Source organism: Nostoc sp. C052 (genome assembly GCF_013393905.1).
Classification (GTDB): domain Bacteria; phylum Cyanobacteriota; class Cyanobacteriia; order Cyanobacteriales; family Nostocaceae; genus Nostoc.
This window is the reverse complement of sequence record NZ_CP040272.1, coordinates 3,019,421-3,045,589: the sequence shown is the minus strand read 5'-3', so window position 1 is coordinate 3,045,589 and position 26,169 is coordinate 3,019,421. Positions and strand designations below refer to the sequence as shown.

At 40.5% G+C, this 26,169-nt stretch carries 22 protein-coding genes, 2 pseudogenes, 1 CRISPR repeat array and 1 riboswitch; of the genes and pseudogenes, 10 read left to right on the top strand and 14 right to left on the bottom strand.

Annotated elements, in window-relative coordinates; genetic code table 11:
• Nucleotides 1–9: 9 nt before the first annotated feature.
• A complete protein-coding gene (rtcA, locus tag FD723_RS12150; RefSeq protein WP_179065565.1) occupies nucleotides 10–1,056 on the bottom strand; it encodes an RNA 3'-terminal phosphate cyclase in 1,047 nt (348 codons plus the stop codon).
• A gap of 166 nt (nucleotides 1,057–1,222) precedes the next feature.
• Nucleotides 1,223–2,570, bottom strand: a pseudogene (locus tag FD723_RS12145) (FAD-binding oxidoreductase).
• 546 nt (nucleotides 2,571–3,116) lie between these two features.
• Between FD723_RS12145 and FD723_RS12140 the strand changes: the two are divergent.
• The gene (locus FD723_RS12140) at nucleotides 3,117–4,325 is read left to right on the top strand and encodes an ABC transporter substrate-binding protein (protein ID WP_179065564.1); all 1,209 of its coding nucleotides are present in this window, start codon (nucleotides 3,117–3,119) and stop codon (nucleotides 4,323–4,325) included.
• Nucleotides 4,326–4,548: 223 nt separating this feature from the next.
• Here FD723_RS12140 and FD723_RS42715 read toward each other — a convergent pair whose 3' ends face one another.
• From FD723_RS42715 to FD723_RS42710, 3 genes and pseudogenes are all read right to left on the bottom strand, one after another.
• Nucleotides 4,549–4,920 (bottom strand): hypothetical protein, encoded by a 372-nt coding sequence (locus FD723_RS42715; protein ID WP_179065563.1) that lies wholly within the window; start codon nucleotides 4,918–4,920, stop codon nucleotides 4,549–4,551.
• A 21-nt stretch (nucleotides 4,921–4,941) separates the two neighbouring features.
• Nucleotides 4,942–5,424, bottom strand: a complete 483-nt coding sequence (locus tag FD723_RS12130) for a tetratricopeptide repeat protein (RefSeq protein ID WP_179065562.1) — start codon at nucleotides 5,422–5,424, stop codon at nucleotides 4,942–4,944.
• 432 nt (nucleotides 5,425–5,856) lie between these two features.
• Nucleotides 5,857–7,072 (bottom strand): annotated as a pseudogene (locus tag FD723_RS42710) (IS4 family transposase); the annotation flags it as partial.
• 869 nt (nucleotides 7,073–7,941) lie between these two features.
• Between FD723_RS42710 and FD723_RS12115 the strand changes: the two are divergent.
• Nucleotides 7,942–8,328: a DUF2294 domain-containing protein gene (locus FD723_RS12115; protein ID WP_179065559.1), complete on the top strand. Its 387-nt coding sequence runs from the start codon at nucleotides 7,942–7,944 to the stop codon at nucleotides 8,326–8,328.
• Here FD723_RS12115 and FD723_RS12110 read toward each other — a convergent pair.
• Both FD723_RS12110 and FD723_RS12105 read right to left on the bottom strand, forming a co-directional pair.
• Entirely contained in the window at nucleotides 8,325–8,708 is a 384-nt protein-coding gene (locus FD723_RS12110; RefSeq protein WP_179065558.1) for a PleD family two-component system response regulator, read from the bottom strand. The genes FD723_RS12115 and FD723_RS12110 overlap by 4 nt on opposite strands.
• A gap of 440 nt (nucleotides 8,709–9,148) precedes the next feature.
• A complete protein-coding gene (locus FD723_RS12105; protein WP_179065557.1) occupies nucleotides 9,149–10,465 on the bottom strand; it encodes a CCA tRNA nucleotidyltransferase in 1,317 nt (438 codons plus the stop codon).
• Nucleotides 10,466–10,551: 86 nt separating this feature from the next.
• Between FD723_RS12105 and FD723_RS12100 the strand changes: the two genes are divergently transcribed.
• The 5 genes from FD723_RS12100 (at nucleotide 10,552) to FD723_RS12080 (ending at nucleotide 15,735) form a co-directional block, all read left to right on the top strand.
• Nucleotides 10,552–10,800, top strand: a complete 249-nt coding sequence (locus FD723_RS12100) for a Ycf34 family protein (RefSeq protein WP_069074638.1) — start codon at nucleotides 10,552–10,554, stop codon at nucleotides 10,798–10,800.
• A gap of 310 nt (nucleotides 10,801–11,110) precedes the next feature.
• A CRISPR array of direct repeats spans nucleotides 11,111–11,434; the repeat unit is 35 nt; unit sequence GTTTTAATTCCTTTACCCCTCACGGGGATGGAAAC.
• A 128-nt stretch (nucleotides 11,435–11,562) separates the two neighbouring features.
• A riboswitch (cobalamin riboswitch) is annotated at nucleotides 11,563–11,672 on the top strand.
• Nucleotides 11,661–13,241 (top strand): precorrin-3B synthase, encoded by a 1,581-nt coding sequence (gene cobG, locus FD723_RS12095; RefSeq protein ID WP_372743800.1) that lies wholly within the window; start codon nucleotides 11,661–11,663, stop codon nucleotides 13,239–13,241. (Overlaps the previous riboswitch by 12 nt.)
• Nucleotides 13,242–13,372: 131 nt before the next feature.
• A complete protein-coding gene (locus tag FD723_RS12090) occupies nucleotides 13,373–13,999 on the top strand; it encodes a precorrin-8X methylmutase (RefSeq protein ID WP_179065555.1) in 627 nt (208 codons plus the stop codon).
• A gap of 2 nt (nucleotides 14,000–14,001) precedes the next feature.
• On the top strand, nucleotides 14,002–14,706 hold the full coding sequence (locus FD723_RS12085) for a precorrin-2 C(20)-methyltransferase (RefSeq protein WP_179065554.1): 705 nt from the start codon (nucleotides 14,002–14,004) through the stop codon (nucleotides 14,704–14,706).
• Nucleotides 14,707–14,988: 282 nt separating this feature from the next.
• Entirely contained in the window at nucleotides 14,989–15,735 is a 747-nt protein-coding gene (locus tag FD723_RS12080) for a transposase (RefSeq protein ID WP_372743816.1), read from the top strand.
• A 338-nt stretch (nucleotides 15,736–16,073) separates the two neighbouring features.
• Here FD723_RS12080 and FD723_RS12075 read toward each other — a convergent pair whose 3' ends face one another.
• The 3 genes from FD723_RS12075 to FD723_RS42700 all read right to left on the bottom strand — a co-directional run bounded on the left by FD723_RS12075 (nucleotide 16,074) and on the right by FD723_RS42700 (nucleotide 18,560).
• Nucleotides 16,074–17,123, bottom strand: a complete 1,050-nt coding sequence (locus FD723_RS12075) for a hypothetical protein (RefSeq protein WP_179065553.1) — start codon at nucleotides 17,121–17,123, stop codon at nucleotides 16,074–16,076.
• Between the two features lie 523 nt (nucleotides 17,124–17,646).
• Nucleotides 17,647–18,063, bottom strand: coding sequence for a transposase family protein (locus tag FD723_RS42705; RefSeq protein WP_256875156.1), 417 nt, complete (start codon nucleotides 18,061–18,063; stop codon nucleotides 17,647–17,649).
• A complete protein-coding gene (locus FD723_RS42700) occupies nucleotides 18,051–18,560 on the bottom strand; it encodes a transposase family protein (RefSeq protein ID WP_256875155.1) in 510 nt (169 codons plus the stop codon). Before FD723_RS42700 ends, FD723_RS42705 begins: the two co-directional genes overlap by 13 nt.
• Nucleotides 18,561–18,688: 128 nt before the next feature.
• On the opposite strand from FD723_RS42700, the gene FD723_RS12065 reads away from it, so the two are divergent.
• Entirely contained in the window at nucleotides 18,689–19,006 is a 318-nt protein-coding gene (locus FD723_RS12065; RefSeq protein ID WP_218651815.1) for a bluetail domain-containing putative surface protein, read from the top strand.
• A 134-nt stretch (nucleotides 19,007–19,140) separates the two neighbouring features.
• On the opposite strand, the gene FD723_RS12060 is transcribed toward FD723_RS12065, so the two are convergent.
• The 4 genes from FD723_RS12060 to FD723_RS12045 form a co-directional block, all read right to left on the bottom strand.
• Nucleotides 19,141–19,827, bottom strand: a complete 687-nt coding sequence (locus tag FD723_RS12060) for a PHP domain-containing protein (protein WP_179065552.1) — start codon at nucleotides 19,825–19,827, stop codon at nucleotides 19,141–19,143.
• A 1,237-nt stretch (nucleotides 19,828–21,064) separates the two neighbouring features.
• Entirely contained in the window at nucleotides 21,065–21,610 is a 546-nt protein-coding gene (locus FD723_RS42120; RefSeq protein WP_218651814.1) for a hypothetical protein, read from the bottom strand.
• Between the two features lie 93 nt (nucleotides 21,611–21,703).
• Complete coding sequence (locus FD723_RS12050; RefSeq protein ID WP_179065551.1) at nucleotides 21,704–22,252, bottom strand: hypothetical protein; 549 nt, start codon at nucleotides 22,250–22,252, stop codon at nucleotides 21,704–21,706.
• Nucleotides 22,253–22,442: 190 nt separating this feature from the next.
• Complete coding sequence (locus FD723_RS12045; RefSeq protein WP_256875154.1) at nucleotides 22,443–23,405, bottom strand: IS982 family transposase; 963 nt, start codon at nucleotides 23,403–23,405, stop codon at nucleotides 22,443–22,445.
• 90 nt (nucleotides 23,406–23,495) lie between these two features.
• Here FD723_RS12045 and FD723_RS42695 point away from each other — a divergent pair, with 90 nt between their 5' ends.
• The gene (locus FD723_RS42695; RefSeq protein WP_256875153.1) at nucleotides 23,496–23,759 is read left to right on the top strand and encodes a hypothetical protein; all 264 of its coding nucleotides are present in this window, start codon (nucleotides 23,496–23,498) and stop codon (nucleotides 23,757–23,759) included.
• Nucleotides 23,740–26,169 (top strand): Eco57I restriction-modification methylase domain-containing protein, encoded by a 2,430-nt coding sequence (locus tag FD723_RS12040; protein ID WP_256875152.1) that lies wholly within the window; start codon nucleotides 23,740–23,742, stop codon nucleotides 26,167–26,169. The genes FD723_RS42695 and FD723_RS12040 overlap by 20 nt, the downstream gene beginning before the upstream one ends.

The window sequence follows — 26,169 nt, the reverse complement described above, 5'->3', positions numbered from 1 at the left end:
ACACTTATTTCATCTAGTTAAACTCTTTACTGACACTATTCTCTCAGCTTCATCTACCGTAATTTGCGCCAGCCCAAATTGTTCAATTACTGCTGCATTTGTTGTCAAATGTCTACTCACTTCAGCCACCCGATAATGACTTTCCTGTGACGCTAAAGCAGCTGGCAATAATAACTGATCTGCTAAATGTTCATCTACTGCTGCGCCGGTGTAATGAAACTCAAGGAGTTGCTGACAAGCAATCTCTGCAACTGTCTCCGCCGACAACCGCAAACGCCCAAATCCACCAAAGCCAGTCAAGCTGTTTTCATACTCAGCAGTGAGAAAAATACCCGCCCCCGGTGCTACACCTCTTTCTCGCAAAGTCTGTATAGCAACTTTCAAATGGGCTTCGCGTAACAAATTTTCGGCCCGATTCGCCATCCGTTGGGGAATATGGGAAGGCAATTCTGTCACCACTGCTATTCCCCGCACTTGTTGTAAATTACCCCGTTCCAACAAGTTGATCCCGCCGAGTTTACCACCGCCATCCACCTGTAATTCTACCTCTCCCCCACCTTGAGGAAACCACCCCCAAGCGCCTAACTTGACTTGGGCTTCTACACCCATACGTTGCAGTATGGGCAAATAAACTTGCTCAATATATGTCACTGTGGGGCTAAAGTTCACATGAGTTCCGCCCTTGAGTGTTACCTGGGAATTACCAGATGCTAGTGCCAAAGGTAAGAGAATTGTCTGTAAAACCAGAGCGATCGCACCCGCAGAACCACCTTGTTGTGCTTTACTAACATCAAAGGTATAAATTCCCGCTTGCACAGCACTACCTGGAATGAATTCTAGCAGCGTTGAACCCAAAGCATCGCCCTGTAGTTGGGCATTACAAATTCTCGCCGCAGCCCGAACCGCTGTTAAGTGTTGTGCTGCTAACCCTGGTTTTTTGCGTCCAGCGCGAATGCCTGTAATTCGTATGGGTTCGCCAGTAATGGCGGCTAGACTTAAGGAAGTGCGAAGAACTTGTCCGCCTCCCTCTCCGTAGGAACCGTCAATTTCAATCATGGGCGATTCTGAGATGTTGGATTTTGGGTTATCTCCACGGCTCTTAAAATCAAACCACAAATTATAAACGCCCAGCAACTAGCTTTTTGGTATGAGGTTACACAAATATACAGAGAAACTAGCTACGGTATACCCATACAAATTTTACCAATCCTCAATCCCCTGTTCAATTTTGAATTTGGAATTGAATAACCTTGCTTTTACCGGGATTCATCAACCCATAAGGATCAACAATTTCTTTAAATTTTAACTGCTCAGGATCAATAACTTTTCTGCCGCCGTCTTCAATAATATATGTGTGGGGATTAGCAATACTCACACCCTGTTCTTCGTGATAGCGGATAATCTCGTTGAGACGTTCTTCTGTGGTGTAACGCACAAGTTGCAAAGCACCAGGAACTACAACACCATTCACCCGAAAAAATTCTAAATGCATCATTACCTCATCACCGAAGTGATGATACATTTGCTCTATTAGTTGCAAACTGTGCTTACCAGGAAACATGCTTTGTAAGTAAGTAATACCCGTATCTACACTCCGGGCAAGTAAGGTGGTATGGTTCCAGCCAAATTCTGCTAAATGTATACCTTTAGCCGCTTCCTCTGCTGGTTTTCTATATGTAATCTGGCCGCCGTATTGCTGCACCAAACCCGGTAAGAATTCCAAACTTGATTCAGCAATTATCAAAAATACTGGGTGTGTCCCTTCAGGAATGTATTCTTGTAAGGCGTGAAAATATTGGGGAATTTGGGATGCAAAAACAGAAATCAACTTCTTAATCATGCCATCAGCATTGCCAAGAGCCTGACCAAACTTTGCTGCTGTCATAAACTCATCAAATGTCACAATGACTTCTGCCCAAGGATAAGCTGGTCCCAAAGGGATTTCGACTTCGGTGATAATGCCATTAATTCCCCAAGCATGATTCACTTTTTGCACATCGTCGCCGCGTAATGCGATCGCACGGGGTTGATCTTCTACAGTTACCACTCGCAATGCTAGGATATTACCGCGTTCGGCTAGTAACCCATATTGGATTGAACCAATGCCCCCACTACCCCCAGCAATAAATCCGCCAATTGTCGCTGTGCGGTATGTGGAGGGTGCCATGCGGATTTCCCAGCCGATTTCTCGTGTTTTTTTTATCCAAAGCCGCCAACTTTACCCCAGCTTCTACCCGCGCCACCCCCGGTTTTACCCAAAGAATCTCTTGCATCCGCGTCATATCTAAAATTACGCCACCATGTAGTGGTACACATTGCCCATAATTCCCTGTTCCCGCACCCCGTACAGTTATGGGTACGCGGTGTTTCGCACAGGCAGCTGCAACTTTTAAGACTTCTGCTTCATTGGCAGGACGCACTACGATATCCCCGACTTTTCCCTCTAGTTTCGGTACTAGCACTGGGCTAAAGGTGTGATAATCCTGAGATAATTTTGCGACTTGGGCGGAATCGGTGATGGTTTCTATGCCTTCTAGAGAATTAATGAGGGCATCTAATTTTGTCGTCATAATATATCCTTTTTTTTAACGCAGAGGGGCGCTGAGGGAAGCGCAAAGGTTCGCAGAGGAGTTAATTCTCTGCGTAAACCTTTGCTACCTGATGCGTTTTAAAATCCCAGTTTTCTTGTTTCACAGTACTTTCATGTCCCCTACTTAATATAGCTAATTCTAGTCAGTAATGAAATGATTAAATACTAATAAGTCTCCAGAAATGATATAAATTAATCCAGTCTATATCAGCCAAAAATACTTGTAGAGACGGCGATTTATCGCGTCTTGAAAACCCAAAATTGTTGCCAGTAGCCCTTAAATAAAGCGGATTAAGATATAAAGAGTTAGATGTGTTAGTCGCACAAATATATCTCATAAAAATGATGATATAGTTCCAACTACCGTTGATACCAGAAAGTCAGCAGAAAAGATTTCTCGTTTTTTGTGATTGAGTGCAACGGATAAGCAGTATATAACTTCAAAGTTAAATGTTAAAACTATAGCGATATTACTATTGGATGTATAATCCATTATTATCGTAGCAAAAATCATCTTCACGCATCTATGAAAAAATCTCTCACACATCAAACTGCTTTACTATTTACATGCTCTATGCTGCTGATGGCTTGTGGTAGAAGTGGCGGTAATGATGGCAATTCTGCGAATAAGCCAAATGCTATTCCTATCGGTATTGCCTTTGCACAAACGAGCAATGTAGCATTACTTGGTCAAGAGGGAACTGATGGAGTAAAAATTGCTGAAAAGTATTTTAATCACAAAGGAGGTATTAATGGTAGACCAATTAAATTAGTCTATCAAGATACGAGTGGCGATGAAGTTGGTGCTATTAATGCTTTTCAAACTTTAATTAGTAAAGATAAAGTTGTTGGTATTATTGGCCCTACCCTATCACAACAAGCTTTTAGTGCCGATCCTGTAGCAGAACGCAATCAAGTTCCAGTTATTGGGGCATCAAATACTGCTAAAGGTATTCCCGAAATTGGTGATTATGTGGCTCGTGTTTCTTCATCTGTCGCTGTTGTCGCTCCTTATTCGGTGAAAGCTGCACTCAAACAAAATCCTAAAATCAAAAGAGTAGCTGTATTCTACGCTCAAAATGATGCTTTTAATAAGTCGGAAACAGAAATATTTCAGAAAACAGTTAAAAATTTAGGATTGGATTTAGTTACAGTCCAAAAGTTTCAAACTACAGATACCGACTTTCAAGCTCAAGCCAGCGATGCGATTAATTTAAAACCAGATTTAGTGATTATATCTGGGTTAGCTGTAGATGGAGGTAATTTAGTTAAACAATTACGAGAACTTGGTTATAAAGGAATAATTGTTGGTGGCAATGGTTTTAACACATCTCATATATTTTCTGTGTGCAGAGCGCTTTGTGATGGCGTGATTGTGGCTCAAGCTTATAGCCCTGTATATCCCAGTGAAATTAACATCGCATTTCGCAAAGCCTATCTTGAACAATATCATAGAGAACCACCCCAAGTCAGCGCTCAAGCTTTTGCTGCTTTACAGGTATATGTAGAAGCTCTGCAATCTTTAGATAAAAAAAACAACATTAATAAATTGAAACTGCCACAGTTGCGTACAGAATTGAATAAGGAATTATTAACAAAAAACTTTCAAACTCCTCTCGGTGAAATTGCTTTTACACCAACAGGTGATGTAATTCAAAAAGAGTTTTACGTTGCTCAACTCAAGATGGAAGCAAATGGTATCAATGGTAAATTTTCTTTTTTAAGCATAAAATAGTTGCAAGATTACCGAATTGGAAAGATAGTTGTAGGGACACTTTTGATCGTCGGTAAAATCATAGTTAGCTTCTAGTAATAGCCAATAATGTTAGCAGCAGAGACATAAATTGGTTTGCCTTTAAGATCGGCAAGGGTTTTCATTGCTGGGTTGGGATGTGCAATCAGACACCAGGGGTATTTCTGGAAAATTACTGCGACTGTGATTTTGGGAATATTTTGTGCTAGATGTTTAAGGCATCCATGCCATAACCTATAAAGAAATCTACCGCACTCCCCATCAACAATTGAGTACTACTGGGAACCTGAGGGTCGCTCATTTTGATAGTTACATCTAAACTGTACTCTTTGTAAATACCAGTGGCGTCAGCACAGCCTGTCGTAGATATCACCTGATAAAATCCACCATGTTCTACTTGTGCTATCCAATTTGTACCAAAGGTAACTTTATTCAACTGAGAACTGCTAGTTGACGGTTGGTTGCTGTTAGTACAAGCAGCAATAACGCTGCTACCAATGCAGATGGAACCGTATTGAATAAAATTGTGGCGACTAAGGCGATGAATTGCTGTTGATGAGGGTGATGACGGATTCATAAAACAGTATAGCTTTCTCTCCTATCTGCCGTTGTAGCTAAATCTAAACGTACATTCTAGAATCAACTTTTGATTCACTAGCGAATAGGGCTGAATTTCTAAAGCGCGCTGAAAAGCTCTGATAGCCTGACTATACTCTCCTAGTGCCGCATAACACAAGCCCATACCATGAAGCGCACCAAAATGTATTGGATTTATCTGCACAACCATCTGACAATCTGCTAGAGATTTTTGATAATCACCAACACTGTAATAGAGGAAAGCCCGACGATTCCAAGCTTCAGCAAAGTCTGGCTGGTCTTTAATTAGTGCCGTCAGCGCTGTTTCAGCTTCAGCAATTTCGCCTGCATCCAGTAATTTTTGACTGCGGTCAATTATTTCCAGTCCATAGATTCCCTTTTGCTGAAACCAGATCCGCCAGATTTTTCTGGTTGCTTTGTCCCGGACTGTGGCATCGGGGTTTTTTAACTCTTCAAGTAAGGAATTGATAGATAAAGAATCCATGAATTTGAAATCAGTGAATATACCTTTGTATTAACTTTCTCACAAAATATATCGATTAAATCATTTTTAAAGTCATCTTTAAATTTGCAGTGATTAATTGCTATTTATGAATTTTCTGTGTTCTTGACTGTATTCAGCAATGTGACTAATATCATGCTAGATATTTAGACTCTTGAAGAAGAGTTTAGAATTCAGAATCCAGGAATTCAGAATCAAGATGCTTACAGACTTGCTTTCTCGTGTCCATGAACGTCTTGAAAATTAGATCAATCGCTATGAAATGAGAAAAAGCCAACCATAAGGTATTTTTGCGGCAACTGGGGGCATGAAAGTGTATATTATGGGTGATTTAGTGCGATCGCTGCTCTCAAAAACCCTGTAGCTATGCATCAGTGAGAGGTTAGAGTGATTGCACTTTTGTCAAGAGGGTGCAGGAAAAGGGGATAAATCGAGCTTGGAGACTGGTTTTCGCAGCGCTTTAACAACTCCTAAATCTTGATTTTCTTTTGCAGCGAAGTACTGAATTGGGTCATCCGCTTTACCTCTTTCTTGCGCGACACTAAAATGGTATAAACCACGAAAAATCATCTCCAAAGAAATACGGTCGAATGGCAGAGATAATTCATCTGCAACCGCATCTCCCAAGTCAGCCAAAACAGCATAAAATAACCAATTAGCCCAGACTTGTAGCTTGATACCATTAATAGAACCAGTCCATAAATAAGATAGCCCTAGCAAGCGTTTAACTGTGTAAAAAGCTTCTTCAACTCTCCACCTTCGGCGATATAAATCTGCAACGACATAGGGAGGTAATATTTTGGGGTCAAGGACAGAAGTAATGTAAGAATAGCTAGTAAAACCCAATTTTAATTTCGATTAAACGTAAAGTGAGAACTGGTGCGCCGCGCCGAACAGTACCTAGTTGAATCAATCGGTCTTTAATGGAATGGTCATAGCTAAAAATCTTTAAGTATTTAATAGATGCTTTGGCTTTTAAACGTGTAATAAAATGGACTTCTTGGTTAATGAGTTGTTGCAAGAATTGGAAATGATAAAAACCTCTGTCAAGTAAAATCAGAGTTTTAGGAGGCAGTAAATTTAATAATGCTACTTCAAAATTAGTGTCCGATGCTGCTGGATTAGTGTGAAACCAAACTTCGACAGGTAAACGATTAACCAAATCAATAACTGTACAAGTCTTCCCTGCTAGTTGCCCTGTTTTCAAGTGTTCTAGGCTTTTTAGCTTGCGGAATAAGGCTTCTAATGTAGATCCATCAGCTATCCAAACTCGTTCAAAATTAAGTAGTGCGAACTTAACACTGTTTGGTAATGGTCGTCTGATTCGTTGTTGCCAATTCAATTGTAACTGAGGTAGTAAATCTTTAAAAACGCGCTCAAATAATTCAGCAGGAAATACTAAAAATCTTTCTGATAACGATTGTTGAGTAACTTTAGTAACTCCACACCATAACAAACCTTCTCGTGCTAATAGACGATTTAACTCTTGAACGCCAGGAACTTGTCGCCATAAAAGTGTTAATACTGCTGCCACCATTAACGATAAATTCAGAATTCTATCTCGTAATCCTAATTGCTTATAATATTTTTGTTGAGCAAAAACTACTGGTGTTAATAAAGCTTCTAAATTCTAACCTTTCACAAATGGTAGTTATGTGGGTATATGCATAAATGCAACGGTTCTGACGTGTTTAGCTGTTGAAAAAGGGACTGGGGATTAAGGATTAGGGATTGGGTACCAAACCCTTAAAATTATGTGGAGGCTTTTACCCACCACCAAAGAACAGGGAATTTTGGATGGATGCTGGGATTGATGCTATAAGCACGGGTGAGGCATATTTTTTTATACCATAAAAAAACCTAATTCTTAGATTGGGAGATGCAACGCTTAGGAACTTCAAAATAAAAAAATATCCAGATTGGATATTTTTTTATTGGCGATTCCCTTATTTTGCACCCAATAAGCTGATTGCCTATGAGAAGATGTTTTAAAAGTATTAGGTGAATAGAATTCGCTACTACACAAAACTTAGTCCACTTCCGTAAACTAACAGAAAATCAAGGATTTTAACCCACGGAGGTGGGTTTTGTTTGTGTAGCGGGGACTTCTAGTACAGCACTGCGGAAATAAACCACCCATTCTAAATCAATGAAACGCCTACGTTGTATTGATTTTTAATTTTTAATTTTTAATTTTTAATTCCGCCTTGCGGTACTAGTCGTCCGTGAATAATAAATTAGACTTTTTAAACAACCTCTGAGTAATTGATGAGCAATGCAGTAATTAACCCAACACTGCCCAAATCGTTGATTAACAACTTTTACTTAGTCCAACTTTGAAGTTTTTTAAAATAAATCCATAGCAAATAATCAAGTTAATCCACTATTTTTATACACAACATTGATTGATTATTCCTGACATTTTTATAATCGTCTACTATAATGTTGAATACTTCGATTCCAAGACTCGAATGATAAATATTTATATCATAGCTGCTAATGGTACAAGCGAATATTGGACAATTAGAAAGAGAACTATCACAGCGGATAATCAAATTCTATAATGATAGAATAGGTAAGCCTCCTAGCCAAATAATTTGCCATTTTTTTGATACTGAAATTGTCATTTCTCTAGAAAACTCAGTTACCCAAGCTGAACAAACTCTATTGAAGGGAGGTTATGATAATTTAGCTGAACAAGTACGATTATATTTAGAGAAAATAATTAAACCAGAATTGAAAAGTTTGATTGAGGAAATTATTGGTAAGCCAGTCCTTGACCTCATAATCAACACAAATTTAGCAACAGGTCGTACCGGGATTATTGTGGTTTTCAATTTATCTGAGGCTCATAATCCCGAATCTATATCCCAAAGTAAATGTTAGGCATGTGGCTGACTGATGTGGCGATTGATTACTACTTCTAATTGATTTAAATCATAGGGTTTAGTAATGCAATCATCAATCCCTGTGAGCATTGGGGATGCTTCATCTTGTGCCATTGCTGGAGGTGCTACTGCAATGATTGGAATAGTAGCAGTTTTTGAGTCGTGTTTGAGATCATCAATGACTTGGTTAGCACTCAAATTAGATAGCATCATATCTAGCAAAATTAAATCTGGTTGATGAGTTTGTGCCAATACCACAGCTCTCACTCCTTGCTTGGTACAAATACATGAGAAATTTAATGTTCCTAGATGAGAATTAAGTAATTCTAAATCATGTAGACTCTGTTCTACAACCAAAATTAAAGGCTGTTCATTCATAAGCAGTTAATCCTGTCCAATAAAGTCTACGCATAAAGATTCCATCCATCAGGAAAATTTTGAGGTCTTTTTTTATAGTAATTACTTAAGTAAATATACGAAGGTATATTCAGGTAACTAATTAAGGCATAAAACAAATGGCCTGGTGTATAGTCCATTAGGTTGATTATTTCCACTGAATTTTAGGGAATAATATAATAAGACAATCATAACGTCAAGCAAATATTAGCATAACTGATGTATGTATTTGCAAAGGTTGACTAAAAGAATTGCGATTTTTTATTAAGTAAGTAACACGTAAAAGACTTGGGGTTGTGGATTTACTAGCCTTACGCAAAGATGCCAAAATTGTGTCAGTGTATCCCGCACTGCGACAAAGGTTAGCGATCGCCCCAGGCATTTAAATTAAGGTAATATCAGCAGAAATGGATTAAGTATATTTAAGCATCAAGTAACTGACGTGCAAGAGCGATCGCTTCTGTTGGTGTTGAGACTTTTCCCTCAGCTTGTGCTACGGCAATTTCTTTCAACAGTTGGCCGATGATTGGCGAAGCCGGAATATCTAATGCTACGATCAACTCCTTCCCGCTCAGTAGCGGAGCGGGATGAGCGACCAGATCATCAGGGTTCAGGTAGCGGTTGATTAAAGATGCTAAGACTTGCCAGCGTTTTGCTTTGGTTTCCTCTGTTGTAGCGACTGCTGGGTGTAGTGGCTTCTCAGCAGATATCGCCTCTACGAAATGATCAACTGCTACAGCTAGCACTGCCGTGGCAGGAAACACAATGTCTGCATCATAGAATAAAAAGTATTGTTCTCGCAAAGACATATCCGTTACTTGAAACTGCGGTAACAGTTTTAGTGCAGTGGTTACACCCCGGATTTCGGCACGACTATAAGTTAGTTCTTGTAGCTCTATTTCTGCTAATTCTGGATTTGGGTTGACTAGACTTGCAAGTTTGGCAATACCTAACCAAGTGGTTTTGATACTATCGCGGACAGACTCTTGCAGCTGTGCCCCTAATTGTTGCCAATTCTCTGTAAGTAAGGCAGCTGCATTATCAACTGCTGCTAGTTTGAGTAAGTTTTCACGGGTGGCGTTTTTGAAGAAAGGAGTAAGTAAACCATCTTCCCAAGCGCTTGTAATCCAAGGAGTACCCAAAGAATTAGCCAGTAAATAGCCAATTTCTACCCTAAATCGTTCGGCTGCAATTGTGCTGATATGTGATGCCAAAGAACGAATTGCAGCTTGGGTAGCTGGCTCAATAGTAAAACCTAGTTGGGCAGCTTGGCGATAACCTCGCATTAACCGCAAAGGATCGTCTTCTAGGTTTGCGGGTGAAACCATTCGCAAAATTCCCTGTTGTAAGTCTACACAACCTTGTAGAGGATCGATAATTTCTTGCGTATGGGGATTATAGGCGATCGCATTTACTGTAAAATCCCGTCTGTGCAAATCAACTTCTAAGCTATTTCCTTCTTGTTGGGCAAAGTCTGCTGTGGCGTGGGGAAAAACCACACGGGCAATTTGTCGCTCGGCATCAAGTAGTACAAAACCAGCTTTATAATGATGAGCGATCGCTCTCGCTACCTTTACTGCCTTACATGGGATAACAAAATCTAGATCCAGATATTCGCGAGTTCTGCCAAGGATGGCATCTCGGACAGCGCCACCTACCATATAAGCAGGTTGTGGCAAAAATTCCAAGCTAAAAGGCCAATTTTCGGGAGCTAGGCTAGAAGAAACTGATTCATGCATTGTAATAAAAATCAACCCAGCAACTCATAAATAACAGTTGGGCTTAAGTTACATTAACAATAAAGGCCCCTGGAGTTGGTTCTATTATGTGTATTTGCGTGAACTGCCACTATGTAGACAGCTGTGTTACCTATCATGCCGTGGAAGGGCAGCACCAACAGCCTCACTTGACTGAAACACCAGATTTTGATCCGAATGAACCTTCGATCAATGTCAACATTCGGACTCAAGATGATGTAATTGAAATGGAATGGGACGTTGTTGGTTGTCTGAGCTTCAAGCGGGAAACGGGTAAGTGGTCAAAGTTGCGTCCTGGTGAATTAGTACCGACTTGATAATTTAAGAGTAGTATGTTATTCTCGCGCTCATTAATAACAGAACCTTGACAATTCAATCACAAGTTTCTTGGTGAAAGCAAAAGTATTTATTTTGACTTTGCACACGCAAGTTTTTCGCGGGGGTATAGCGATCGCCAAAACCCTTATTCTTTCGTTGACCCCCGCGAAAATCTTTCTGAGTAAGCTTTTGAGAAGGGTCTACCAGGGCTAAATTCTCAATAATAGTAGCTTATTGACAGATAAATTAGACCCCCCGCGAAAATGGGTATTTGTAACTCTGTCTGCATAAGGCTTCTAAATGGGTAGGGTTTTAATTCCTTTACCCCTCACGGGGATGGAAACGTTGAAGGTATGTAACCCTCCGAGAGTTAATAAAACTAGTTTTAATTCCTTTACCCCTCACGGGGATGGAAACGCACAGGTGTTGACTGCATTTACCAGAGGGATAAATTTGTTTTAATTCCTTTACCCCTCACGGGGATGGAAACCCTCCAGAAATATTCATACTATTTCCGCTGAAAAATAGTTTTAATTCCTTTACCCCTCACGGGGATGGAAACTTTTCTGCAAATGATGCTTTCCTTTCTCCATGCAATGTTTTAATTCCTTTACCCCTCACGGGGATGGAAACTATAAGTCCGCACGATCGCACTAGCGTTAACACATCAGTGGATAAGCTCAGGTAAAATTTATGGCTATAGTAATGTAAGATAATTATCTGGATGATGTCTGGTTGATATCTATAACCTAAACAAAATCTAAATTACTAAAGCTGAGAGTTGGGAAACTCCGGTGAAATTCCGGGACTGTGCCGCAGCTGTGATGGGATTACCCAAGTCAGAATGCCAACTCTCAGGATGTCCTCAAGACACACTCACCGTCTACTCCCTGCGTCGCACGGGGAAGGAGTTCTAAGTTTGCTTTCTGGATTTGCTACTTGTCCAGGCTTGTTTTATGCTATACCCGCCGCAGATGGTATATTATCTCGCGTTAGAATACCAGGTGGAATTATTACTAGTCAGCAGTGCCGTGCGATCGCAGAGATAGCAGATCAGCATGGTGGCGGCTATATAGACGTAACTAATCGAGCTAACCTACAAATTCGTGAAATCCGCACAGGTATAAATGCTGAGGTTCTGAAGTACCTACAGCTGATGGGATTGGGTTCTAGCAATACTCTTGTAGACCACATCCGCAATATTATGACCAGTCCAACTGCTGGTATCGATCCCCAAGAATTAATCGACACTCGCCCTTTTGTCCAAGGTTGGGATGATTATATTGCAGCACATCCGGCGCTTTCGGGACTGTCGGCAAAATTTAGCGTTTGCTTTGATGGTAGTGGAATAATTCGGGTGTGCGATCGCTTGAATGATATCACCTTTGCAGCTGTCTTAGTTGATGGTAACGTTTATTTTCGCCTCTATCTCAGTGTTGGCGAGAAGGGACAACCGCCCAGCAATACGGGAATTTTGTTATCACCAGAGGAATGTTTGCCCGTCTTGGCAGCTTTGACGGATGTCTATCTAGCTCATAGTCATACTACGAGTAAGCGGCGGCTACGTCTCTTAGAGTTATTGAATACCTTGGGTTGTGAAAATTATCTCCAGGAAGTTGAACAGCGTTTACCTTTCCCGCTTTTATGCAGTGAAACAAGAAAAGACCTAACCCCCCAACTCCCGCCAGGGAATGAGGATAAATTCTCTACTCTTTTGCAAAGAGAGGGGAAATATCAGCATATTGGCATCCATCCCCAACGTCAGCCAGGCTTATTTTACCTTGGTGTCGTCTTGCCCCTTGGGCGATTGGAGAGTAGAGAGATGCGAGGTTTAGCAGATTTAGCAGCAAAGTACGGCAGTGGAACTCTCAGACTAACCCCTTGGCAAAATTTGCTCCTTACAGATATTCCTCAGCAATGGGTTGCTGATGTCCAAAGTGAAATTGCTTTCTTAGGATTAGATTTTTCTGCAACCAATATCAAGAGTTCATTAGTTGCCTGTTCTGGAAAAAAGGGTTGCGCCGCTTCTGCCACAGACACTAAAAGTCATGCCTTGGCATTAGCAGAGTATCTGGAAACTCGCGTTACTCTCGATTCGCCAGTTAATATCCACTTTAGCGGCTGCGAAAAGTCTTGTGCCCAGCATGGCAAAAGTGATATTACTCTCCTGGGTGTCAGCATTGAGACTGATAATCAAACTTTAGAGGGTTATCACATTTATGTTGGTGACAGTAAGCAGAAATTCGGACATGAACTATATCAATATGTAACTTTTGCCGAACTACCTGCATTAATAGAGCGGATGCTATATGTATATAAAATTCAACGCTTAAATTCTGATGAGTCTTTTGGGGAATTTGCTAATCGATATCCAATAGCACAATTACAACAGTTATTTAATAAATACTTAGAAGATATAAGCATAGATAAATACAGATGATTGATTCCTCCGTCTCTCTTACTCTGTTTTCTCTGCGCCTCTGCGGTTAATTAAATTAGATATTCTTCTAGTAAAAAGAAAGTATCTATATCAACCAACAAATCAATCCAAAATTTAAAATCCCAAATTGAATGCCCGACTATATCCGAGATGCCAACGAAATTTACCGCAATTCCTTTGCAATCATCCGGTCAGAAGCGAACCTAGATGTATTGCCAGCAGATGTAGCAAAAGTTGCTGTACGCTTGATTCACGCCTGTGGAATGACGGATATTGTCACAGACTTAGGATATTCACCAACAGCAGTACAATCCGCAAGGGCAGCACTGGCAGCAGGAGCGCCAATTCTCTGCGATTGCCGGATGGTTGCCGATGGCGTTACCAGACGGCGGTTGTCTGCAAATAATCAAGTTATCTGTACCCTCAACGAGCCAGAAGTGGCAGAACTTGCCCAGAGTATGGGTACTACAAGGTCGGCGGCAGCTTTAGAATTATGGCGATCGCACCTCGAAGGATCGGTAATCGCAATTGGCAATGCCCCCACAGCCCTATTCCGACTGTTAGAAATGCTCGATGAAGGAATGCCCAAACCTGCGATTATCTTGGGCTTTCCAGTGGGGTTTGTCGGTGCAGCCGAATCGAAAGCAGCATTGGCAGCAGACAGCAGGAATGTACCATTTTTAACCTTACACGGTCGGCGCGGTGGAAGTGCGATCGCGGCAGCAGCAGTAAACGCCCTGGCAACGGAGGAAGAATGAATATGAAACCCAAAGGTCGTCTTTATGGAATTGGTGTCGGCCCAGGCGATCCAGAACTATTGACTCTGAAAGCGCTGCGGCTATTACGTGCGGCTCCCGTGGTAGCTTATCAATCAGCCACAGATAAACAAAGTATCGCTAGAGCGATCGTAGCGCAGTATCTTCCTGGCAATCAAATCGAGGTGCTATTTCATCTCCCCCGCGCCTTGGAGCCAGAAAAGGCAAAATCTATTTATGACCAAGAAATTCAACCAATCGCCGACCATTTAGCAGCCGGTCGAGATGTTGTAGTACTGTGCGAGGGCGATCCATTTTTCTATGGTTCCTTCATGTACCTGTTCACACGATTATGTGACCAATATGAAACAGAAGTTGTCCCCGGAGTTTCCTCACTGATGGCTTGTCCAGTAGCTTTGGGTGTACCCTTCACCTATTACACTGATATCCTCACAGTCTTACCTGCCCCATTGCCAGCAGAAGAACTAACTACACATCTATTAATGACTGATGCCGCCGCGATTATGAAACTAGGTCGTCACTTTACTAAAGTACGAGATATCCTGCATAAATTAGGGCTAGCATCACGGGCGAGATATATTGAACGAGCATCAACATCACAGCAACGCATCATTCCCCTGGATGAAGTTGATCCAGCCGAAGTACCGTATTTCTCAATGATTGTGATCCCCACTAAGAATCGACTATAGCTGTGCCAAATGTGGGTTAATATCAGGCTCGACCTAGCGATTTTAGATTTTAGAAAAATTGTAGGTTGGGTGAAGCAAAGCGCAACCCAACAAAGCCCTGGAAATGTTGAGTTACCCTGCGGTAAGCCTCTTTGGGTCTATGTTCCTCAACTCAACTTAAGTTTTTTGACTTGGTTCCCAACAATAATTTTTTAGCTCTGCCGATTAAGCTAGGCTCTGAAAAAGATTCAAAGTCAGTATCTTATTTTTCTCTCATCAGATTTATAAAAAAGCGCTATTTAGATAAGACAAATTTGTTCTGTTAATTATTACATCAATTATTTTTACATCTGGAAAAATAGATGGCTTGGTGATATTTTTGAAAAAAAATGGTACTATCTGACATGGCGTGACCATTACGCTAAAAGATTTCCAAACAAAAAATACTCAACTAATTATACCGGGGTAATCAGCAGCGACGATTTTAGTGTGTACAATGGCTATCCAGTTTTTGCCCAACAGAAATGTTTGGCTCATCTACGCCGTCACTTCAAAAAATTAATTCAACTTCCTGGTCTTCACAACCAAGCTATCGGCGAAACTTTTGTTGACTTAATTGATGAAGCTTTTAAGAATTATGCTCGATGGTTTCAGACTCTTGACTGCGCCAGTTACAACGATTGGGTCAATGAATTCAAATCCAAGTTGCATTCCTTAATTGCTCAATGGATTGACTTAGCCGGAGCTACCGCAGGTCAACTTTTACGCTCTTTGCGCGATAAAGCTCATCAATGGTGGTATTTCCTGGAACATCCTGAAGTTCCCCCGGATAATAATCAGGCCGAACGTTCGCTGCGTTTGGCTGTGACAAAACGTAAAGTTAGTGGTGGTTCCCGTTCAATGGAGCGGTTTCAACATACTGTCAATTTGTTGACAGTGGTTCAAACCTGTCGTCGTCAAGGTAGGTCTGTTATTGATTTTTTTGTACAGGCTCTAATTGCTGATTCTGATAATTCTCTGTCTCGCCCTTCTTTACTTCCTCAATATTAGACCTGAATCCTACCAATATATATTATTTTTCATGGTGAGCATTCCCTATTTTTGTTTTGATGTCAGATATCAAAACCTTTACTCCAAAGGGAATCCTACCTTTTTTTCTATCTTAAAACCATCTAGAAGTTAATACGGTATTAATATTTGTTTTAAAGTAATAAACATTATAAGTACAGTTACATAGGTTTTTAGCGTAGGCGTAGCCCGCCGCAGGCATCGCACCTTTTTTGCTCAACCTCACCAAATCGCGTTGCTCCCTAAGGCGAATTAAACAACTCTAACTCTAGAATATGTACTTAGCCACCTTTTTTCTATGTTAACCGTTCTCTATTCCCTTAGTAATTCTGCTTCAATTTGTTCAGTTCCCTCGTAGTATCTCCAGAGGCGCTATTGAATACTGAATTCTGACGTTTAGTTTCACGTACCATACTTTGAAAATCAGGTATTGAGAAAAATAAATCATATAATACATGACCAATGATACAAGTTAACAACCCGTATTTTGGCAAAATAAATAGAATTATCAAGATTGTAGAAAGCGTTATTCGCAAACAATTAATGGCAGAATATCTCCCAAAGTGACTAAAACCAAAGAGTAACGAAAATACTATTGTAGTTAGAATATTAATTCCCAAAAAAGAAGGTGGAACTAGAAAAAGACCATCTTCAGAAGGAATACTAAATAAAAACATTATTCCTAACCTTTGCCACATTTCTTTAGAAGATGCCTTTTTTCCGAAAATTTGGGATTTATTCAATAATTCTTGAAACCTGGGATCTTTATATTTAAATTTATACTTAGCTTCCTGACTAGAAGCTAACTTGTAAAAAATACTTTGGCTTTGATTTTTTTTGCTGCGAAAGCTAAATTTCTTGAAATCAAAAGATAAACTGATTTTCGTATAGTCATATTTTTCGTGAAATAAGAACTTAAGTTTGGGGAAATGTCTTTCAAAAAATCTTTTTAGTTCTCGAATAAATATTCCTCTCCCTTCTAGATCAGCCCACAGCAAATCTTGAACATCACCTTTATAGTTATAAATAAAGCAACTAACAACTCCGAATATAAATCCTTCGATTGCTAGATAAAAACCTAACCCAATTAAGCTAAAATTGATGAAATGATGAAAAAAATAAATCAGGATTCCTATCCATCCACTTACTGTTAAGAAAACGGCAAGATAGTCAATTCGCTGCTTAGATGACTGATAGACTGCTACATTATCTACTTGAAGTAAGTCTGGTATATTGGGGCTTTTATAAAAAGAAGGGTTACGATTTTCATTTACTTTTGGTTTCTGATGCCCTGCGTTGTAGTCAGATAATGAAACTTCTGTAGGATAAAAAATAAATTGTTTTAAATATTGATTATAAACTAGAGGCATATTTACCTACCAATTTTACGAGAATAAAAACACTCTGAGCAAATCAGTGAAATCCTTTAACGCTGCCATCACAGGAAACAAAAAATTGATAACTTTCCTACAAGAGCCACTGTCAAATAAGCTCACTAAATGATTAAATAAAAAATCATCGTTATGAGCGTATTTTACTGCTAGTTAACTCAGTAGAAATTGACAACTAATAAATTTTATCAGGTTACTTTCTTGCTTTAGCTCTGTTGCATCGGAGTTATTGCTCTTAAAATGGACTCATTTGAGTAAATTTCGGTGGGCAAACAACGAAAGAAAGTCATCAGCAGGTCAACCCTCACTCTTATGTCACAAAAATAGACTTATCCGAAAATGCAAAATACTTACTATACAATGGTTTTAGCCATTTTAACGGAGTGCGATCGCACTCGCTTGGTGGACGCAATAATAAGGCTTTGGGGGAATTTATCGAGCTAAATTATCAGTTAGTAGCGGAAAGATAGAAAGAATAAAAACTTATTTTTCCTAGATAAACTCAAGTATTAACAGATAAAAACCCTGAGCAATTAAGTCGCAATCTGACAAGTCCACATACTGCCATTATTACCTGATTATAGCGATGACGAGATAAACGAAATTTCTCACTCACTACTCGGAATATTTTTACTCGAGATATCATGTGTTCAACACCAATTCTCCGTGAAAATAATTGTTTATTCTGTTCCTTTTGTAGTTGTGAAATCTCTGATTTTTTTGGTTTTTTATGTGGTGTAGTAATTGCATTATCTCCAATATAAGCTTTGTCACCAATAAACTTTTGTTCAACATTGAATTTATGTCGTGTTTCTCGAAATAAACTTATATCGCTTATTTTACCTAATTTTCCAATACATACATCAACGATATCTGCACCATTCAGTAGCACAACAAGCTGGTTTTTTAGAGTAGGCATCTTTTTCTTTCCAGAATAGTATGTATTGTTTCTGCTTTTGGTAGTCCACAGGTCATTAAGATAGCTTGCTCTGCGCTATCTACAATTAATTCGTATTCCCCAAGCATTCGACGCAACTCTTGATATTTTTGACTATCTCTTTCTACTTCTTCTATTTGAGATGCTGGTAAGATGTCTCTTAAAATTTCTACCCAATAATTAAATGCATCATTAGCTTTTGTTTTGGAGACATCAAAAAGTAAACCTAATATTTCAAAAATTGGTTTTTGTCGCAGATAAATTAGACATAAGCAGATCCCTTCTTTTGAAGATATCTCCGGTTTTCGTCCACCACCAGGAGCAATAATACGAGTTTTATTCCTTTCAATTTCTGCACGTTTTTCTAAATGGCGTTTTTCTGCCAAACTTACTAATGCTAAAAATTGCTCATAATCAATACCGATTAATCGCTTTGCTTCTTGCGGATGTAATTCAATTCTTACTAAAGGACTTGTCATTATTGAATACACGTATTGCTTAATTATTTTTTGATTATCCCACAAAGCTTATATTAAGGATAGGTCTATTAGTATCAGTAGGCGATCGCATTACCGACTTCACCATTGGCACAGATAAAATTGATTTAGTGAATCAAGGGGGACTAGCCGTGAATGCACCCAGCAGTTTTTCCCGCGCTACCGATAGCACTGCCACCACCTTACTAAATTTAGCCGATCAAGTATTTACCGATGCAAATGGAGCCTTAGCCGGAAATCAAACTTTAGGGGTGAATGGTGCAGTCTTAGTCAAAGTCACAAGTGGAGCGCTCGCCGGAACTTATCTCGCAATTAACGATAGTATTGCTGGTTTTCAGTCGAGTAGTGATGTGTTGGTCAATTTAACGGGATTAACAGGTACTTTACCCGCGCTGGGAAATATTGCAGTGAGCAGTTTCTTTATTTAGTTGGAGAAAATACCCTTATTTTCAAGTTAACCTGCCAAATGTGGGTTAATATCAGGCTCGACTATTGAACATCCAAAAAAAGATAACCTCCTGGCTACTTGAACCAGGGGTATTAAAAACAAATTGATTCATCTTTACAAGCGTTGTAACAGGCTCAAACCGTGGGTATCAGTACCACAGGTATTGAAAAGAAAGTATTCATCAGCCAACTTTTGCACTTGTTCTGATTCCACAACGCTGGGTTTCCAAGGGTTAGGGTTATTGTAGGCGTAGAAAGTTTCCACGCCATCGATACCCTTTTGGGCAGCAGCAGGAATTAAATCGAAATGCGATCGCTTATAACGAGCTGGATGAGCCAAAACTGCCAATCCCCCAGCTTCGTGAATCGCGGCAATTACGTTACTTGCCTGATATTCTTGCCCTGTAGTCGGCCTTCTTTGCAGATAGGGTTTCATACTAGGGTGTTCTGTTCCAAAAGCATAAGCCAAAATGTGAACTTCTATATCCAAAAGATTGGCATTGATTTCCACACCACTCCACAAGTAAGGAGTGCTAGCACCAGGATTACTCCACTTCCAATCTTCTAACCAAGCAAGTGATGCTTGATAGCCCATAGTACCATGATGGTCAGTGATAGCTAACCCTTTCAGCCCAATAGCGATCGCCTGCTCCATCAATGCACTCGGCTGCAACCTGCCATCCGAGTAGACAGTGTGCATGTGAAAGTTAAATAACTTTGGACAACTATGTGCATCAATGTTATGGAATACTTGCTTCAAAAGTTCTGCCGAAGCAGTAGTCCGGGCCAAATTTACAGCCATAACTCCCTCTGAACAAAAATATATATTCTTAACACACTAAAACGCTACATCTACAGATAAGAAAGATCCACCACTAAAAAATTAGTGTTGGTTGCTACTTTCTCAGCTTTCTCAGCAAATTTTTCAATATGTTAAGACTACGTTAGCAAATCTTAATCTCAGTGGTCATGGGTAATTTGCACTACTTTATAATTAAGTAGTAATAAATATTGCATCTAAAACTTCATAAATACGTTTATGGCATCTGTGCTAAATGACTTAAAAACTAAAGGTTTTTTAGAGTAGTTAGCTATAACCAGCCGAAAATGCGATTAAAATTTATGTGTAAAAATTGTTATTTACCTCAGTAATTATCGCCTTGATTTAACTAATAACAACTTTAGCGATCGCATAAATAAGAAGATCCTGTGAGTTTAGAATAGCTTTCAGAAAATTGGCGATGTCTACGACGGACAATGCCTAAGCTAGCAGCTTATTACCGAAGAAAGGCAGTCCCGATGAAACAAGTTTCACAGCCTTGTATGAAAGAGGGACAAGGGAGACAAGGAGCAATACTTTTCGGGTTTTGGGAGAAAGGGGAAAGGGTAAAGGTAAATTCAAACCCTTACCCCTTCCCCTTTAACCTTTCCCCAGATCAAAAGAGAGATTGTTGGGTTTATCCGAAAAGTATTGAGACAAGGAGGACAAATAGTAAATGACTCTTTCAAGTCGTGCGATTCGTTGTTTAGTGAATCACGGTAATCAGTCCGTACATAACTAAACCAGCCCGACAGCAGATTACTGTCACTAAAGGGTTGAACTCTCGGTCAGATGCAAGTGCAAGTCTTGCCATTCAGACTCAGAATTGACTCCTTATCTGCCCACACTGACCAGACTCGGTTTCTGGAGGGTGAAGCTCTTAACTGGGCGCAATCAGACGACCGTTGCGGGTTGACACTGGCGCTAATAGGGAGTTCCTACGATGAAACCGAGCCTATAAAAGCGACTTAAAGAGAGGCAGGGCACAACTCAAAATCCCCTGACCACACTGGAGAATCAATCAATTCCCGCCGCATTTTGGACTTGGATAGCGGTAAGAGTCCAGGGAATCCAGTAGTCGAATTGGCTACATCTAACGGAACAATCAATCTCTCCGAGGGAACGAATAAAAACGAGTTGTGGGTCTAGTAGTTCGCTTTCGTGACTTGGCGGGGAAAAGGGTAAGGGGGAAGGTCTGACAGGTGTAGGTTTTTTACAACTAGGAGGAGTTGGAGTAATAAAAGCTATCGACAGGAGTAGGAGGAAAAGAACTCCAACGATGAAGATGAATGGACAAACCCTTGAGTAAATCAGCAATGAGGGTGATAAAACCCAGAAAAAAACAAGAAAGCCGACGTGGTGATTTGAGATCGATGGGTTTGGATTTAGCAACGTGTCGCTGGGGAAACTGATCAATGTGGGAGGGAGGAAATTGGTTTTCCGCTTCTCCACCAAGCATGACCATCCAGAGAGTAGAGACAGCGATGGCTAACCACAAGCGTTCAGCACGTTGTGGGTCAAGCAGACGAGTATTGTGCCACTGCCAACCATCAGATTTAAGATCACGATAAACACATTCAGTGGAGGGGCGTAAACCATACCAAATAGCGTCAGCAGACATAGGTTCTAGGTCAGTCAAAATCAACCAAGGGTCTTGATAACCAAAATCCCAACGAGCTAACAACGTGCATTCCAGGGGGTTAGTTTTGAAGCAGACTATTTGACCCGACCAGAATAATCCTGGACTGGCAACAATATCAGCCAATGGTTGCCATTGATTCTGATGTGGTAAACGATAAGTTCCTTGGTGGTTAATACGTAAAAAAGGATGCCAAGCAGCAACTATCAGAGAATAGAGCTAATCGGCATACAATCCCCGGTCAGCAGCGACAATTACCTTCTGGTCTGGTGGAATCGTATCTTTGAGGTCTGTGATTAATTTTTGCCAATGTGGTTTCCAACTTCCTGGTTCAGTGGCATTGACAATACACCATGCTACTGGAATTCCACATCCTGCCAGTAAAATATTAATGGATAGCACTATAAATTTATCACCAATACTCGTAGCATCCATTGCCAGTGCTATTTGCTGAATATTTTGTGGCAGTAAACTAATCACCCACAACAACAATGATGCAAAGCATCTGCTCACATCCAGTGTTCTCCGTTTATCCCCTTTTTTGGCTTTTTCCTCCTGATACCATTCTTTTAGTCTTTGCCTGACTGTGTTTGGTTTTTCATTATTCACTGCTCCAATGAACTCAGATACCTGGGTTAGACTACTTGATTTTGTCATTACCATACCAAAGCTCCATGTTGCCAAACCTATGGCCTGTGGTATTGACAAGTTAGGCATCCGCTCGGAAACTATGCATGACCACTGTTTGAGATGTTTGTTGTTCAGCATTTTGAGAATACATCCCTAGTTTCTAGTTTCATTCTCTCCCTTTCAGCAGTGAATACTCATACCCACGTAAAAAACCTACACCTGTCAGGATGGGGAGGTAGGGGGAGTGAGTAAATATTAGACAGAGAAGCAAATGGTTAAAGAACTGGTTAGAAAGCATCAAGATTTAGAAATTTACGCCTAATGTGAATTAAACAGGTTGAGACTGGAAAGTGAGAACATCAATACCAAAACGGCGACGGAGCAACAAACGCAGAGTATGAGATGCAATCTTGGCTGCAATATGTACACAAAAGCCATCAACAGTTTTGTTGAGTAAGCGTTCGGGATTACGGCCAGTGTTTTGAATTTCGTGAAAAACACCTTCTACACGCTGGCGAACACGACTAATAAAGCGCTTCAAGCCATGAGAATGTTGAAGATGCTGGTTATCGCGCTTGAGTGTCCAGATTCGATTACCAGTGCGACGAGCGTAGGCGAAGCCCGCCGTAGGCATCGCGGCCTGCCAATCGGCAGAGATAAATCCTTTGTCTGCGTAAATATCACTAGCGCTAACCATCTCCAGAACACCATCAGCAGCAATTCTTTTATCTGTATTAGCAGGCACTATATCATAAGCAATGGGGATTCCATTCCACGTTGACAGCATAACTAGCTTGTAGCCAAAATAACGCATTTCTCTAGCGGCACACCAACCAGGAGTAGCATTTGCGGCAAAATCACTATGTCGCTTGTCACGTTTGAGTCCTAATACTGGTAATGGTTTGGTGTCGAGAAGGAAATATTTTTCACTTTCTCCAACCAATTGCTCTACCCAACTACGGCGTAAGTTTTCTAACATTCCATCCAACTTACGTAAGCGACGATTGAATTGACTTTGGTCAAGTAAATTGGGAAACCATTCAAAGTAATTTCCTCGGATAAAACCCAGAAACTGTGTTTCTCCCGGAAAAGGCAAATAATCCATTACCAGTGCTAGTGTCATGATTTCACTATCGCTCATTCTTACTTTAACTCCTGGTTTTAGGAGCGTTGTCTTTTTTACTTGCTTTTGATACCAATCATCTACCACTACAAAGATTGTCGTTAATAGCGTTCCAAAGTCTATGCTATTCATGGGGGAAGTCTGAGTTGAAAAGCTGGTAACTTTCATCTTCTTACTTCTCCCGCCTTTTTTCTAATTCACATTAGGCGTGAATTAATTAAATTTCTGAAAGCGGAGGCTGGGCGATCGCAGTCTGCTTTGCAGAAAGCTTTAAAGCAAGAGTTGACAGCGTATGAGGAACAACGTTTGTTGACGGCGTGTAATAATGACCAGGAACTATTTAACCGCGTGTTGCCTTTTGCTGGGTTAGTAAGATTAGATACTTTAGGTTATCCGATGGTGATTCCTACGGGAAGCGTGTATGTGACGCAGGGAAGCGATCGCCGGGAGACGGGGACACACTACACGCCGCGCAGTTTGACGGAAGAAATTGTGCTACACCTTGGAACCGTTGGTGTATGAGGGTGTGGCTGAGGGGAAGCCGAAGGAACAGTGGAAACTCAAGTCAGCAGCAGAGTTATTAAAGTTGAAAATCTGCGATATGGCAATGGGTTCGGGGGCGTTTTTGGTGCAGACTTGTCGCTATTTGGCGGAACGGTTGGTGGAAGCGTGGGAAAATGCGGAAAAGGCGAATCCGGGGAAGGTGGTGACTGCACCGGAGGGAACTTTATCTAAGTCGCGTCCAGAGGAGTGTGTAATTCCTAAAGATGCGGATGAACGGTTGATAGTGGCGCAGCGTATAATTGCGGACAGGTGTTTGTATGGGGTGGATAAAAACCCCTTAGCTGTGGAGATGGCGAAGTTATCTTTGTGGTTGATAACGTTGCAAAAGAATCGTCCGTTTACCTTTGTGGATCATGCCCTGAAGTGTGGGGATTCGCTGATTGGGGTGAGTTTGGAACAGTTGCGTTATTGGAATTTAGACACAAGAGAAAGGGTTTCATTGGCGTTAATTGGTGAAAATCTTCGTCGGGATATTGAACAAATTATTGAATTACGGCGACAAATTGCTGCTAAACCAGTAATTACGACTGAAGACCAAAAACATAAGGAGTACTTGCTAACAAAAGCGAAGGCTGTAGCCAATGATTTACGCGATGGTTGTAATTTATTGGTTAGTAGTTATTTTAATAATTTACCAGAGTCAGAAAAGGAAGGATTACGACAAACTCTGTTAACGGTGTTTCGGGATGGTGCGAGTATTTCTGAAAAAGATAGACGAGTTTTACCTGATTTAGAAAAATTGCGTCCGTTTCATTGGGAGTTAGAATTTCCAGAGGTGTTTTTGCCCTCACCTCAGCCCTCTCCCTCTGGGAAAGGGAGTAAAGTCACCCCTCGCCCAGAGGGAGAGGGGACGGGGGCGAGGGTTGGATTTGATGCGATCGTGGGAAATCCCCCGTTTATGGGTGGACAAAAAATTACAGGTGCTTTGAGTACAGCTTATCGAGATTTTTTAGTTAAATGGATTGCGAATGATAAACGCGGTAGTGCTGACCTTTGTGCTTATTTTTTCTTACACGCCAAGCAGTTATTAAATATTAATGGTGGGTTTGGCTTAATTGCTACAAATACAATAGCCCAAGGTGATACCCGCGAGGTTGCGTTAGACCAATTAATTGCTGATAGTGGTGTAATTACTCGTGCAGTACCTACTAGAAAATGGTCGGGTATTGCAAGTTTAGAAGTTGCTTATGTGTGGTTACGACAGGGTAATTGGTTGGGTGAGTTTGTTTTAGATGATAAGATTGTTGATGGAATTACGGCATTTTTAACAAATCTAGGGAAAGCTATCGGAAATCCACATAAGTTAATAGCAAATCAAAGTAAATCTTTTCAAGGTTCGATTGTGCTGGGGATGGGTTTTGTGATGACACCAGAGGAAATACAAGCACTGATTGAAAAAGATGCGAAAAATAAAAATGTTTTATTTCCTTATTTGAATGGTGAGGATTTGAATTCACGTCCTGACCAATCACCGAGTCGTTGGGTGATAAATTTTAAGGATTATCCTTTGGATGCTGAACATGATGACTTGAAAAAGCCTAAAGGTAGACCTTATGCAAGTGATTATCCTGATTGTTTGAAGATTGTTAGGGAGAAAATTAAGCCGGAGAGAGCTAAGAATAATAGAAAAGTTTATCGTGATTATTGGTGGCAATATGGAGAAAAAAGACCAGCACTCTATAATGCGATCGCAAACCAAAAACGAGTATTAGTCCTATGTATAGTAACTCAATATTTTGCACCTGCATTCTGCCCTACAGGATGGGTTTATGCTCATAGATGTTGTGTTTTTTCTTTAAAGAATTGGTATGAATATGCAATATTGCAATCTACAATTCATGAATGTTGGGCTAGACAATATTCATCAAGTCTTGAAACACGACTGAATTATTCTCCCTCAGACTGCTTTGAAACTTTCCCTTTCCCCACATCAACCGCAAACCTAGAAGAAATAGGCGATCGCTACTACAACCATCGCCAAAATATCATGCAAACACGCCAAGAAGGATTAACCAAAACCTACAACCGCTTCCACAACCCCGACGAAACCGCCGCCGATATTCAACAATTGCGCGAATTGCACATAGAAATGGATAATGCTGTAGCTGCTGCTTACGGTTGGCAAGATTTAGAATTATCTCATGGTTTCCACCAAACCAAACAAGGCTTACGCTTCACCATCAGCGAAACAGCACGGCGAGAAGTGCTAGATAGATTATTAGAATTAAATCACCAACGCTATGCTGAAGAGGTAGCACAGGGTTTACATGATAAAGGCAAGAAAAAAGGTAAATCTGGAGGTAAGAAAAAGGCGCAAGCGGAATCTAAAAATCAAGATAATGATAATGGGCAGTTGAGTTTATTTTAG

Bases quoted from the DNA above. Each gene is read 5' to 3' on its own strand.
- rtcA (WP_179065565.1), bottom strand. From the start codon at position 1,056: ATGATTGAAATTGACGGTTCCTACGGAGAGGGAGGCGGACAAGTTCTT.
- FD723_RS12140 (WP_179065564.1), top strand. From the start codon at position 3,117: ATGAAAAAATCTCTCACACATCAAACTGCTTTACTATTTACATGCTCT.
- FD723_RS42715 (WP_179065563.1), bottom strand. From the start codon at position 4,920: ATGAATCCGTCATCACCCTCATCAACAGCAATTCATCGCCTTAGTCGC.
- FD723_RS12130 (WP_179065562.1), bottom strand. From the start codon at position 5,424: ATGGATTCTTTATCTATCAATTCCTTACTTGAAGAGTTAAAAAACCCC.
- FD723_RS12115 (WP_179065559.1), top strand. From the start codon at position 7,942: ATGGTACAAGCGAATATTGGACAATTAGAAAGAGAACTATCACAGCGG.
- FD723_RS12110 (WP_179065558.1), bottom strand. From the start codon at position 8,708: ATGAATGAACAGCCTTTAATTTTGGTTGTAGAACAGAGTCTACATGAT.
- FD723_RS12105 (WP_179065557.1), bottom strand. From the start codon at position 10,465: ATGCATGAATCAGTTTCTTCTAGCCTAGCTCCCGAAAATTGGCCTTTT.
- FD723_RS12100 (WP_069074638.1), top strand. From the start codon at position 10,552: ATGTGTATTTGCGTGAACTGCCACTATGTAGACAGCTGTGTTACCTAT.
- cobG (WP_372743800.1), top strand. From the start codon at position 11,661: ATGTCCTCAAGACACACTCACCGTCTACTCCCTGCGTCGCACGGGGAA.
- FD723_RS12090 (WP_179065555.1), top strand. From the start codon at position 13,373: ATGCCCGACTATATCCGAGATGCCAACGAAATTTACCGCAATTCCTTT.
- FD723_RS12085 (WP_179065554.1), top strand. From the start codon at position 14,002: ATGAAACCCAAAGGTCGTCTTTATGGAATTGGTGTCGGCCCAGGCGAT.
- FD723_RS12075 (WP_179065553.1), bottom strand. From the start codon at position 17,123: ATGCCTCTAGTTTATAATCAATATTTAAAACAATTTATTTTTTATCCT.
- FD723_RS42705 (WP_256875156.1), bottom strand. From the start codon at position 18,063: ATGCCTACTCTAAAAAACCAGCTTGTTGTGCTACTGAATGGTGCAGAT.
- FD723_RS42700 (WP_256875155.1), bottom strand. From the start codon at position 18,560: ATGACAAGTCCTTTAGTAAGAATTGAATTACATCCGCAAGAAGCAAAG.
- FD723_RS12060 (WP_179065552.1), bottom strand. From the start codon at position 19,827: ATGGCTGTAAATTTGGCCCGGACTACTGCTTCGGCAGAACTTTTGAAG.
- FD723_RS12050 (WP_179065551.1), bottom strand. From the start codon at position 22,252: ATGCTGAACAACAAACATCTCAAACAGTGGTCATGCATAGTTTCCGAG.
- FD723_RS12045 (WP_256875154.1), bottom strand. From the start codon at position 23,405: ATGAAAGTTACCAGCTTTTCAACTCAGACTTCCCCCATGAATAGCATA.